Here is an 11,575-nt window from a genome sequence, read left to right as displayed (position 1 = left end):
ACACCACTTTTCGAGGAGAGACATGAACGAGGAAGAGAAGTACCGCTTCGACCTGAACGGCTACCTCGTCCTGGAGGACGTGCTCGGCGCCGAGGAGCTCGCCGCGGTGAACTCCGCTCTGGACGGCCACGGACTCTGGGAGGGCGAGAACAAGCACGACTTCGGGCTGCTCAAGCAGTACAACCCCTTCATCGCCAACGCCGGCCCCCTGCACGAGACCGAGCGTCCGGTCCGCGACCTGCTCGCGCACCCCAAGGTGCTGCCCTACCTGGAGGAGCTGCTCGGCGCCGACCTCCGGTACGACGAGGGGCAGGTCCTCTTCGCCCGCAAGGGCGCCGGTGCGCTCGTCCTGCACAACGGCAACACCCCCTGGGAGTACCCGCCGCTGAGCTACCAGGTCCGCGAAGGGCAGATCTACGCCGGCCACCTGATCGTGGCCTTCTGCCTCACCGACGCCCTCGCCGACCAGGGCGGCTTCGCCGTCGTCCCCGGCAGCCACAAGTCGCACTTCCCGATGCCGGACGAGTACGCCGCCTGGGAGAAGACCGGCGACTTCGTCAGCCGGGTGCCGGTGAAGGCCGGTTCGGTGGTCCTCTTCGCGGACACCGCGACCCACGGCAGCTGGCCCTGGGCCGCCGACTTCGAGCGGCGCGTGGTCTTCTGCCGCTACACCGCCGGGATGGTCCAGCACACCTCGCCGGCCCCGGTGCCCGAGGACACCGACTTCGACGACTGGACGCCGGTCGAGCGCCGCCTGCTCCGCCCGCCGTTCGCCTGGCACCAGGAGAACGACGGCGGCTTCAAGGAGCGGCAGCGGACCTCGGTGCGGACCGAGGAGGGCTGGGTCATGAGCGAGTACGCCCAGCAGATCATCCCGTCGGCCGAGGACACCGCACAGGACGCCGCCGAGGACATCGCCGGGGAGCGTGGCTGACATGGCGACGATCACGCCCAGCCCCGTCGATCTCGACGGGTTCAACAAGGGGATGCGCGGCGACCCGCTCGGCACCCTGACCCGGATACGCGCCGAGGGCACGGTCTGCGTCATCCCGTACGACGAGGGTGAGGGCAAGGGCGAGCAGCGCATCCTCATCACCACCGAGCCCGCGCTCGCCAACGCCGCCCTGGTGCACGGCCTGCGCACGCACCGGGCACTGCTGCGCGAACTCGTCGGCAGCGGTCTGTTCGTGGCCGCCACCGGTGACCGCTGGCGCCGCCGCCGGAACCTGCTCCGCCCGATGTTCACCCCGCGTGCGGTCGCGGCCGGGCACGGCGTCATCCTGAAGGCCGCCGAGGACTTCGTCCGGCGCGAGCTGCTGGCCGGCGCCGGGCAGCCGATGGACCTCGCGGCGACCATGCAGCGGCTCAGCGTCCAGGTCATCCTGCGCTCGGTCGACCCGGCGCTCGACGGACCGGAATTCCTCGAACTCACCGAGGCGCTCCAGGACGCCGTGGAGTACCTGGACCACCGGCTGTTCCTCCCCGACACCGTCGACGACGGCGACTACGAGGCCTTCCTCAAGCGCCGGGAGGCCCTGGAGACCTTCATCTCCGGGCGGGCCGGACAGTTCGGCTGCCCCGCCTCCGAGCCCGGCGTGCTGGCCGAGATCGTCGCCGCGCTCGGCGAGGAGGCCGCGGCGGGCGAGGACCCCCACCAGGTGCTGCGCGAGGAGCTGCTCTCCGTCTTCGTCGCGGGCGTCGAGACCATGGGAACCCTGCTGACCTGGATCTTCCACAACCTGGCGCACCGCCCCGAGGCACTGAGCCGGAGCCTGGCGGAGGTCCGCGCCGAGGACCTCGACGCGCTGGCCGCGCAGCCCGCGGCCCCGAACGGCGCCCTGCCCTACCTGCGGGCCGTGGTCGAGGAGTCGCTGCGGCTCACCCCGCCGGCCTGGGCCCTGGTCCGCACCATCGAGGAGCCGCTGGAGGCCGCAGGGATCGAGCTGGTCCCGGGGGACGTGGTGCTCACCGCCACCTACGTCATGCACCACGACTCCGAACTCTGGGAGGCGCCCGAGGAGTTCCGCCCGGAACGCTTCCTCGGCGACCGCCCGCCCGCCCAGCAGTACCTCCCCTTCGGAGCGGGCCCGCACCAGTGCCTGGGCCGCCAGTTCTCCCTCCTGGAGGCACAGCTGGTCGCCGCCACCGTGCTCCGTCACGGCCTGGTCGAGCTGCTCGACCCGGAGCCGGTGACCACGCTCCGCCCGCACATCGCCCTCGCCCCCGACCCGAACCCCCAGGCCGTCTTCACCGCCCACGGACAGGAGCACACCCGATGACCAGCCCGACCGGCCGACGCGTCGAAGACGCCTTCGCCGCCGTCGCGGAACGGCAGCCGGACAGTCCCGCGGTCGTGGACGGGGACGGCGTGTACAGCTACGGCGGGCTGCTGACCCGGGCCCGCGCCGCCGCCGCGGAGCTCGGCCGGCTGGGTGTCCGGAGGGGCGACGCCGTGCTGCTCACCGGCCACGGCGGCCGGCCGGCGGTACTGGGCATGCTGGCGGTCCTGTTCGCCGGTGCTTACTACGTACCGGTGGACCCCTCCTTCCCGGCCGAGCGCGCCGCCCTGATGGCGCGGCTCTCCGGCGCGGTGCTTCAGCTGAGTACCGACGACCGGGCCCCGGCCGTGCCGGGCCTGGCCACCCGGGCGGTGGGCGAGCTCGGCCTGATGGAGGCCGGCGGTCCGCTGTCCGCCACGGACGCCGGCCCGGACGACCTCGCGTACGTGATGTTCACCTCCGGGACCACCGGCGAGCCCAAGCCGGTCGGCGTGACCCACCGCGGTGTCACCGGCCTCGCCCTCGGTGGCGGGGAGCTGCGGCTCGGCCCGGAGGACGGCACCCTGCTGCACTCCACCCTGGCATTCGACGCCTCCACCTTCGAGATCTGGAACGCCCTGCTCGCGGGCGCCCGGGTGGTCGCCGTACCGCACCATCCGCAGGCGCTGCACGAACTCGCCGCGCAGCTGCACCGTCCAGAGGTCACCACGGCCTGGCTCACCGCCGCGGTCTTCCACCTGATGGCCCTTCATCATGCGGCGGCCCTCGGCACCCTGCGGCGACTGGTCGTCGGCGGAGACGTCGTCCTGCCCGACGTGGCCGACGCCTTCACCGCCGCGTACCCGGGAACGACCCTCGTCAACGGCTACGGGCCCACCGAGAACACCACCTTCAGCACGCTGGGCCCGGTCGCCGGACGCGACCGGACGGAGTCCGACTCGCTGCCGATCGGGTTCGCCTACCCCGGAACCTTCTGCTACGTCCTGGACGAGCGGCTGGACGTGGTGGCGGACGGTCAGCCCGGCGAGCTGTTCGTCGGCGGCGACCGGCTGGCCCGCGGCTACCTCGACCGTCCGGCCGCCACCGCCGAGCGGTTCCTGCCCGACCCCTTCGCCGAGGATCCCGGCGCCCGGATGTACCGCACCGGCGACCGCGCCCGGCTGCTGCCGAGCGGTTCGCTGGAGTTCCTGGGCCGGGCGGACGACGAGGTGAAGGTCCGCGGCTTCCGGGTCGACCTCGCCGAGGCGCGGGCAGTGCTCGCCGCCGACCCGGAGGTCACGGACGCGGCCGTGCTGGCCCAGCGGACCGAGGAGGGGGCGACCCTCGTCGGCTTCGTCACCCCGGCCGGTCTCGACACGGCGGCCCTGCGCGAGCGGACCTGCCTGCGGGTGCCGCGCCATCTGGTGTCCGAGCGGATCCTCGCCCTGGAAACCCTCCCACTGGGTCCGACCGGGAAGGTGGATCGCCGGGCCTTGCGTCAACTGGCGCAGACCGCCTTCCGTCCCGAGCCGGAGAGCCGTCCCGAGCCGGAGGCCCCCCAGGAGCACGAGAACCGTCCCGCGCCGGAGGACCGCCCCGACTCGGCCAAGGACACCGGCCTGCCCTTCCCCCTGTTGGCTGCCTTCTGGCAGCGGCACACCGGAGTGGAGCCCGACGTCGATTCCGACTTCTTCGCCGACGGCGGCAGCTCGCTCGACCTGATGCGGCTGGTCGAGGACGTCCGCACCGGACTCGGCGTGGAACTGGACTTCGCCGACGTCTACGCCCTGGAGTCGTACGGCGAGCTGGCCGGTCTCGTCGAGGACCGGCTGGGTGCGGAGGCCGCCGCATGACGACATCGGCCGCCCCCGCCACGACCACCCGCAGAGTGCCGCCCGAGCGTCGCCGTCTCCATATCCGCACCGAGCCGCCCGGCCACGTCTTCGCCGCGGACCTCGCCGTGGTGGACGCCTGGCTGCGCGACTACGTGGGCGGCTCGCACGAACAGCTCGGCAGGACCGGTCCGGTCTGCCCGTTCGTCCCGCCGGCCCTCAACGACCAAGCCGTGCAGTTCCACTTCCGCTACGACGTGGACGGCTCCACCACGGCGGGCATCACCGAGGCGCTCACCGAGGAGCTCGTCGACTTCACCCTGACGATGGAACCCCAGCCCAAGTCCGGTGCCTCGCTCGAATGCCGGCTCGTCGTCATGCCGCTTACCGGGCCGGACGGCTGGCAGCGCCTCGACGACGCCTACGAGTCGCTGAAGAACCTGGCCGTGGACGCCGGCCTGATGATCGGCCAGTTCCACCCGAACTGTGACGAACGAGCCGCGCGCAACACGGGCTTCCGCGTCTCACTGGCGCCGATCGGCCTGCTCGCGATGCGTCGGATGGCGCCGCACGACGTGCTTTTCCTGAACAGCCGTCAGGACTGGTTCGAGAAGTACGACATCACCTTCCGTTCCCACTACGAGCGCGGCAGGGTCCGCGATCCGCTGCTGCGCGAGGTCTACCAGGCCGCCGTGGCCCGGCACGGCCTGCCCGCGCTCATCACCGACGAAGGAGTCACCCGATGAACCCGTCCCAGGACCTCTTCCACGTCGTCGTCAACGACGAGGAGCAGTACTCGATCTGGCCCACCTACCACGAGGTCCCGCTCGGCTGGCGCACCAGCGGCGCCCCGGCCAGCCGCGAGAAGTGCCTGCTGCGGATCGAGGACGAGTGGACGGACATGACCCCCAGGTCGGTCCGGGCCGCACGGTCCTGACCCCGGCCCACCCGACCCAAGAGAGGAACGCACACATGGATGCCGACGAAGCCCGCTCCGGGCTCCTGGAGATGATCGGTGGCTACCGGGCCACCGCCCTGGTGACCACCGCCGCCCGGCTGGGCCTGGCCGACCTCCTCGCGGAGCGGCCGGTCACGCTCGGCCGACTGGCCGAGCTGACCGACACGCGGCCCGACCGCCTACTCCAGATCCTGCGGGCGCTCGTCGCGGTCGGCCTGCTGGAATGCCACCCCGGCGGAACGTTCGGGCTGACCCCGCTCGCCGAGCCGCTGCGCACGAACGTGCCGGACTCTCTGCACAGCGCCGCCGTCTACTTCGGGGCAGTGAGCGCACCGTCGTTCGATACGCTGCACGACCTCCTCTGTACGGACGGCAGCGGCTTCCAGCACCGCCACGGCACCGACTTCTACGGGTTCCTCGACGCGCACCCGGAGCTGGCGGCCCACTACAACACCGTCATCGCGGTCGACGGCCTCGGCGACGCGCTGGCCGAGGCGTACGACTTCACCACGTCCGGTTCGGTCGCGGACATCGGCGGCGGGAACGGCACCACCCTCGCCGAACTCCTCCTCGCCCGCCCGCACCTGGAGGGAACCCTCCAGGAGATCCCGCACGTGATCGAAGAGGCCCGCCGGCGACTCTCCGATCCCGCGCTGGAGGGCCGGGCCGGGACGGTGACCGGATCCTTCCTCGACGGCATCGTCCCGGGGGCGGACCGCTATCTGCTGGTCCGGGTGCTGCCCAACTGGAACGACGACGACGCCCTGCGGATCCTGCGCCACTGCGCCGCCGCGATGACCCCGGAGGCTCGGCTGCTCATCGTGGACGCCGACATGCCGGAGCGCGTCTCGGCCGGCTCCTTCGCCCCCATCGGCGACCTGCACGCCCTCGTCCACTTCGGCGGGAAGCTGCGCAGCCGTTCGGAGCTGGCCGTGCTGCTGTCGGCCGCCGGGCTGAGGTTCTCGGACACGGACACCGTCCCCGTCCCGGGCAGGCCCCAGTGGTCGCTGTCCGAGGTGGAAGTGGCCCGATGACCGATCAGCCGTTGCCCCGCGTCGCGGTGGTGTACGCCGACGGCTCGGTCGGGCCGGGGACGGTGCTCGCCGACGCCGAGGGCCTGTGCGAGGTGATCTTCGTGTGCGACGCGGCCAGGCCGGGGGTCGCACCGCTGCTCCGCGGACTGCGCCGGCGCTCCACGGTCTGCGACATCACCGGTCTGAGCCCGGACGAGGCCGCCGCGGCGGTGAGCCGGGAAGCGCCCGAGGCCATCGTGACCTTCAGCGAGTACTGCCTCGGCCTGACCGCGGAACTCGCGGAACGGCTCGGCCTCCCGTACCACGGCGCCGAGACCACGAGGTTGCTCACCGACAAGCTGGCGCAGCGCGCGGCGCTGGCCGCCGCGGGCGTGGACGCCACCGGATGCCGGCTGGCAGACTCCCCCGAACAGGTGCTGGAGGCGGCCGCGGAGCTGGGCTACCCGATCGTGGTCAAGCCCAGGACCGGGGCCGGAAGCCGGAACACCGTCAGGTTGGACTCCGCCGAGCAGGCCGTCCGCGAGCTGCCCGCCGTGATGTCGGGCGACATCGGCCAGGACCGGGTGTTCGTGGTCGAGGAGTGCCTCGTCGGCGATCCCTCGGCCGCCGGTGAGGGATGGGGCGACTACGTGTCGGTGGAGGGCCTGGTGTACCGGGGGGAGGTGCTGGCCTCCTGCGTGTCGGGCAAGCTGCCGCTGGCGGAGCCGTTCCGCGAGACCGGCTTCTTCCTCCCCTCGACGCTGTCCCCGGCGCTGGCGGAGGAGGTGCGGACCCTGGCCGCCGCGGCGGTGCGGGCGCTCGGCATCCGCGACTCGGTGACCCACACCGAGGTGAAGCTGACCCCGGCGGGCCCCCGGATCATCGAGGTGAACGGCCGCGTCGGAGGCCACGTGGTGGACCTTCTCCCGAGGGCCTCGAAGGACAGCCTGGTGCGCTTCGCGCTCGACCTCGCGCTCGGCCGGCGGCCCGCCGACCCCTCCTTCGACTTCTCCGGCGTCACCTTCGAATGGGTGCTCCTCCCGCCCGTCGAGGCGCGCGAACTGACCGGGCTCGACGGAGTGGACGAGGTGCGAGCCCTCGACGGGATCACCGCCGTCGACGTCCTGGCCCGCCCGGGCCAGCCGGTCGACTGGCGGATCGGCAACCAGATGCTCGGTCTCGTGCACGGCCACGCGCCCGATCACACCGGCATGCGGAACCTGGTGGGCCAGGTGGCGCGCACCTTTGTCGCCACGTACCGGAACGCGGTCTGACGACGACCCGGGGCGGGCCGCACCGGCCGGCCCCGTACACCGACGGTGCGCCGGGCGTGCCGCGACAGAAAGGCAAGTGATGCTGGATCAGCTGCGGCAGCCGCTGCGTTCCCGGCGGTTCCGATTGGTCTGGGCGGGGGAGGGCATCTCGATCCTCGGCGACCTGAGCTTCGAGGTCGCCTTCATCTGGCTGGTGCTCCAGGAGACCGGTTCGGCCGCGACGCTGGCCGGCGTCGTGCTGGCCCAGGCCATCCCGCGGGGTGTCCTGATGCTGATCGGCGGGGCGCTCGTCGACCGGCTGTCCCCCCGTACGGTCATGCTGGCGACCCATCTGTCGCGAGGCACCGCCGTGGTGGCCCTCGGCCTGGTGAGCTTCTTCGACGGCGTGCAGACCTGGCAGTTCTACGCGATCGCCGTCGTGATGGGCGTCGCCGAGGCCTTCTTCTGGCCGGCCAGCGACAGCATCGTGCCCTCCCTGGTGGACAAGGAGGACCTGCCCCGTGCCAACGCGCTGACCGGCTTCAACGAGCAGGGCGCGCGGCTCCTCGGCCCGGTCCTCGGCGGCGTCCTCGTCGCGTCGGCGGGTGCCACCACCGCGATCTTCTTCAACGCGGCGTCCTTCTTCCTGGCAGCCCTGAGCCTGCGCGCGGTCCCTGCCCGGCCGGCGGACCCCGACGCCGCGTCGCCGTCGATCGCGCAGATCCGCTCGGAGATCGCCTCGGGCCTGCGCTACGCCCGCCGGAGCCGCGAGGTGCGCTCCATCCTGCTGCTCATCTCGGCGGCCGCGCTCAGCTACAGCGGGCTCTTCGCGGTCGGCCTGCCGGCTCTCTCGAAGAGCTTCTCGGACAGCGCGCTCACGCTCGGTCTGCTCATCTCCTCCTGGGGCCTCGGCCAGCTCGCCGGCACCATCGCCGCGGCCGTCACCGGTCTGCCGCGCCGCTGGGGCCTGCTGATCATCGGCATGACCCTGTGCGAGGGCCTGGCCTTCGCCACCCTGGGCTTCCTTCCCACGCCGTGGGCCGCGGCCACCCTGCTCGCGGTGCTCGGCGTCGGTGTCGCCTACTCCAGCGACGTGGCGCTGCCGACCTTCATCCAGACCCGGACGCCGACCGAATTCCTCGGCCGGACCAACAGCATCATGAGCTTGCCGAGGGTCGTCCTTGAGCCGGTCTCGTTCGCCCTCATGGGCCTCCTGGTCACTGTCGGCGTCCGCTGGGGTTTCATCATGGCGGCCCTGCCGATGCTTGTGGTCGGTGTCACCATGGCGCTGAGCAGGGACGCGCGCAGTCTGAGCACCGAGTCCACCCCCGTGCCGGCAGGCTGATATCGATACTGTCCCTTGATGTCCCTTGATGTCCCTTGCTGTCCCTTGCGTCTCGGTGCCACCTCCTTCGTCCGCATCCGAGGGGGTGGCCCCGACGCGCAACCTGATGTCCCGCTTCCGAGGGCTGCGGCCTTGTCGTCGGCGTCCGCGACGCTCATGCGCTCGCCGTTACGGGGCTGATCGGGGCGCGGGTTCGCGACTTTTGTCGTTGCGGGGCGAGACGAAAGACGGATGCCCGTGGGTGGGTCCGCTGCCTAGGGTGCGAGCGTGGACGCTATGTCGAAGTCGGGGGCCCGGAGCGCGAGCGGGACGGAGACCGGGAGCAGGATCGGGAACGGGAACGGAACCGGGAACGGGAACGGGAACAGAACCGGGAACGGAACCGGAACGGGGGCAAGGTTCGCCGCCTGGTGGGGATGGTTCGCGGTGCCGGGCCACTGGTCCCGACGCAGAACCGCCGGTGAGATCGCGCTCGCCGTGGTCGTGGCGGTGCTCGCCGCCGGGACCGAGGAGCTCCTGGGCGGGGAGGGCTGGCGGCTGGCCGGCGTCGCCGCGGGTGCCGCCGCGCTGTCGCTGCTGCGGCGCAGACTGCCCGCGAGCGTCCTCGTCGTGGCCGCGGGCCTCGTCCCCTTCCTGCCGGGCTTCGGACCGCTGCTGATCGTGGTCAGCTGGTCGGCCGGCCGGTACATCGCGGGCGCCGGGCAGGCGCTCGCCGCCTTCATGGCCTCCTTCGTCCTGAACGTCGGCGGGACGGTGCTGGAGACCTGGGACCGGCAGCGGCTGCTCACCGTCGCCTTCCTCGCGACCCTCTACTACCTGGGCACCACCCTGGCTCCGGGCCTCGCCCACCGCTACTGGACCCAGCGGCGGACCCTTCTGCACGCCCTCCAGGAGCACAACGCGCAGTTGCTGCGGGAGCGGACCATGGTGGCCTGGCACGCGCGGCTGCGGGAGCGGCAGCGGATCGCCCAGGACATGCACGACAGCCTCGGGCACCAACTGGCACTGATCGCCGTGCACACCGGCGCCCTGGAGGTGGACCGGGAACTGAGCGAGCGGCAGCGCGAGGTGGTCGGCGTCCTGCGGAACGCGTCGGTGACGGCGATGCACGAGCTGCGGGAGGTCGTCGGCATACTGCGCGACGGCATCGAGGCGACGGAGGGCACGGCGTCGGCGCCCGCGAGGGCCGGGGACGAGACGGGGCGGGCGGCGCGGGGGACCGCCGGCATCGAGGGGCTCGTGACGGCGGCCAGGGCGGCCGGGACCACGGTCGGGCTGCGACGGCTCGGGGAGGAGCGGCCGCTGGCGCCGGCCGCGGACCACGCCGCGTACCGGATCGTGCAGGAGGCGCTGACCAACGCCTACAAGTACGCGCCGGGGGCGCCGATCGGCGTCGAGCTGCGGTACGAGCCGGACACCTTCGTCGTCGAGGTCCTCAACGAGCCGCCGGTGGACGGGCCCGCGAAGGACGTGGTGAGCGGCGGGCAGGGGCTGACCGGGCTCGCCGAGCGGGCCCGGCTGGTCGGCGGCATGTGCCACGCGGGTCCGGCCGACGGCGGTGGCTTCCGGGTCGCCGGGATGCTGCCGTACGGGGCGGCGCCCGTCGCCGAGGCGGCGCCTTTGGTCGATGCGGCCGACGACTTCCGGCAGCAGTCGACGAAGCCGCTGGTGGGCGATGGTCGTCCGGTCGTGGTCGGACAGGCCGACTGGACGTTCACGGAGCGGGAGCTGGCGATGGCGGTGCGCGGGGGCAGGGGCAGAAGCACGGGCGGTGGGATCGCCCTGGGCTGCGGCATCGCGTTCGCGGCGCTCGTCCTGCTGGTGGTGGCCGCGGGCTTCGGTCTGTTCTTCCTGATGGGTTCGGTCAAGGAGGGGATGATCGACCCCGTGCAGTACGACGCGGTGAAGGTCGGCATGTCCGAGCGGGAGGTCCGCGACCAGCTGCCCTCGGGCGACACGATCGCCACCACGGGCCTGGGCGGCACGGGGCCGGAGCGGCCGGCCGGGGCCGAGTGCCTGGTGCTGATGTCCTCGGAGATGGGCGAGACCTTCGACCAGGAGCCCGTTTTCCGGTTCTGCTTCAAGGACGGCAAGCTGATCGAGAAGAAGTCGTACGTGGTCGAGCAGCGGTAGTGCTGAACCGGCCCTACCGGAGTCGTGGGGGAGTAGCTGTGGCAGGGCAGCCCATCAGGGTCGTGATCGCCGACGACGAGCCTCTGATCCGGGCCGGGATCCGGATGATCCTCATCTCGGACCCGGACATCGAGGTGGTCGGCGAGGCGGCCGACGGGCGGGCGGCGGTCGAGGCGGCGCGGGCACACGCCGCCGACGTGGTGCTGCTCGACATCCAGATGCCGGTGCTCGACGGGCTCTCCGCGCTGCCGGAACTGCGCCGGGCCGCGCCGGCGGCCCGGGTGATCGTCCTGACGACCTTCGGTGAGCGGGAGAACGTGTTGCGGGCGCTGGAGCACGGGGGCGCCGGGTTCCTGCTCAAGGACACGGCACCGGCCGAGCTGATCCGGGCGGTGCGGGCGGCCGCTGCGGGAGACGCGTACCTCTCGCCCGCCGCGACCAGACACGTGGTCGAGCGGCTCGCGACGGGCCGGGAGGCGGCGCGGTCCGAGCAGGCGCGCGTACGGGTGGCGGGGCTGAGCGAGAAGGAGCGCGAGGTGCTGGCGGTGCTCGGGGAAGGGCTGTCCAACGCGGACGCCGGGCGGCGGCTGCACCTGAGCGAGGCCACGGTGAAGACCTACGTCAGCCGGATCCTGGCCAAGCTGGACTGCGAGAACCGCGTCCAGGCGGCGCTGCTGGCGCGGGACGCGGGGCTGTAGGCCCCTGCCTGGGCGTGGCCCGGGTCGGCGGGGTTTGGGTCGGGCGTGTGGGCCGGGTCGGGCGTGTGGGCCGGATCGCGGGGTC

The 11,575-nt window shown here is 72.6% G+C and carries 10 protein-coding genes; all 10 read left to right on the top strand.

All coding sequences use genetic code 11. The features are described 5' to 3' along the window. The first annotated feature begins 22 nt into the window (after nucleotides 1–22). Nucleotides 23–934, top strand: coding sequence for a phytanoyl-CoA dioxygenase family protein (locus OG361_RS19990; protein WP_405855416.1), 912 nt, complete (start codon nucleotides 23–25; stop codon nucleotides 932–934). 1 nt (nucleotide 935) lies between these two features. Continuing rightward, a complete protein-coding gene (locus OG361_RS19985) occupies nucleotides 936–2,279 on the top strand; it encodes a cytochrome P450 (RefSeq protein ID WP_405855414.1) in 1,344 nt (447 codons plus the stop codon). Continuing rightward, nucleotides 2,276–4,111, top strand: coding sequence for a non-ribosomal peptide synthetase (locus tag OG361_RS19980; protein WP_405855412.1), 1,836 nt, complete (start codon nucleotides 2,276–2,278; stop codon nucleotides 4,109–4,111). The genes OG361_RS19985 and OG361_RS19980 overlap by 4 nt, the downstream gene beginning before the upstream one ends. Next, nucleotides 4,108–4,836: a DUF6875 domain-containing protein gene (locus OG361_RS19975; RefSeq protein WP_405855410.1), complete on the top strand. Its 729-nt coding sequence runs from the start codon at nucleotides 4,108–4,110 to the stop codon at nucleotides 4,834–4,836. Before OG361_RS19980 ends, OG361_RS19975 begins: the two co-directional genes overlap by 4 nt. Beyond that, on the top strand, nucleotides 4,833–5,027 hold the full coding sequence (locus tag OG361_RS19970) for an MbtH family protein (RefSeq protein WP_405855408.1): 195 nt from the start codon (nucleotides 4,833–4,835) through the stop codon (nucleotides 5,025–5,027). The genes OG361_RS19975 and OG361_RS19970 overlap by 4 nt, the downstream gene beginning before the upstream one ends. Nucleotides 5,028–5,062: 35 nt before the next feature. Further along, the gene (locus OG361_RS19965) at nucleotides 5,063–6,082 is read left to right on the top strand and encodes a methyltransferase (RefSeq protein ID WP_405855406.1); all 1,020 of its coding nucleotides are present in this window, start codon (nucleotides 5,063–5,065) and stop codon (nucleotides 6,080–6,082) included. Beyond that, on the top strand, nucleotides 6,079–7,335 hold the full coding sequence (locus OG361_RS19960) for an acetyl-CoA carboxylase biotin carboxylase subunit family protein (RefSeq protein ID WP_405855404.1): 1,257 nt from the start codon (nucleotides 6,079–6,081) through the stop codon (nucleotides 7,333–7,335). Before OG361_RS19965 ends, OG361_RS19960 begins: the two co-directional genes overlap by 4 nt. 79 nt (nucleotides 7,336–7,414) lie before the next feature. After that, nucleotides 7,415–8,659, top strand: a complete 1,245-nt coding sequence (locus tag OG361_RS19955) for an MFS transporter (protein ID WP_405855402.1) — start codon at nucleotides 7,415–7,417, stop codon at nucleotides 8,657–8,659. A gap of 426 nt (nucleotides 8,660–9,085) precedes the next feature. Continuing rightward, nucleotides 9,086–10,792 (top strand): sensor histidine kinase, encoded by a 1,707-nt coding sequence (locus tag OG361_RS19950; RefSeq protein ID WP_405855400.1) that lies wholly within the window; start codon nucleotides 9,086–9,088, stop codon nucleotides 10,790–10,792. Nucleotides 10,793–10,830: 38 nt separating this feature from the next. Further along, a complete protein-coding gene (locus tag OG361_RS19945; RefSeq protein WP_405855398.1) occupies nucleotides 10,831–11,490 on the top strand; it encodes a response regulator in 660 nt (219 codons plus the stop codon). The last annotated feature ends 85 nt before the right edge of the window (nucleotides 11,491–11,575 follow it).

It is taken from the genome of Streptomyces sp. NBC_00090, assembly GCF_045160815.1.
In the GTDB taxonomy this organism is placed as follows: Bacteria; Actinomycetota; Actinomycetes; order Streptomycetales; family Streptomycetaceae; genus Streptomyces.
This window is presented reverse-complemented; position numbering and strand designations above follow the sequence as displayed.

What these genes read in the sequence shown, in the direction of transcription:
- OG361_RS19990 (WP_405855416.1), top strand. Translation starts at nt 23, where the DNA reads ATGAACGAGGAAGAGAAGTACCGCTTCGACCTGAACGGCTACCTCGTC.
- OG361_RS19985 (WP_405855414.1), top strand. Translation starts at nt 936, where the DNA reads ATGGCGACGATCACGCCCAGCCCCGTCGATCTCGACGGGTTCAACAAG.
- OG361_RS19980 (WP_405855412.1), top strand. Translation starts at nt 2,276, where the DNA reads ATGACCAGCCCGACCGGCCGACGCGTCGAAGACGCCTTCGCCGCCGTC.
- OG361_RS19975 (WP_405855410.1), top strand. Translation starts at nt 4,108, where the DNA reads ATGACGACATCGGCCGCCCCCGCCACGACCACCCGCAGAGTGCCGCCC.
- OG361_RS19970 (WP_405855408.1), top strand. Translation starts at nt 4,833, where the DNA reads ATGAACCCGTCCCAGGACCTCTTCCACGTCGTCGTCAACGACGAGGAG.
- OG361_RS19965 (WP_405855406.1), top strand. Translation starts at nt 5,063, where the DNA reads ATGGATGCCGACGAAGCCCGCTCCGGGCTCCTGGAGATGATCGGTGGC.
- OG361_RS19960 (WP_405855404.1), top strand. Translation starts at nt 6,079, where the DNA reads ATGACCGATCAGCCGTTGCCCCGCGTCGCGGTGGTGTACGCCGACGGC.
- OG361_RS19955 (WP_405855402.1), top strand. Translation starts at nt 7,415, where the DNA reads ATGCTGGATCAGCTGCGGCAGCCGCTGCGTTCCCGGCGGTTCCGATTG.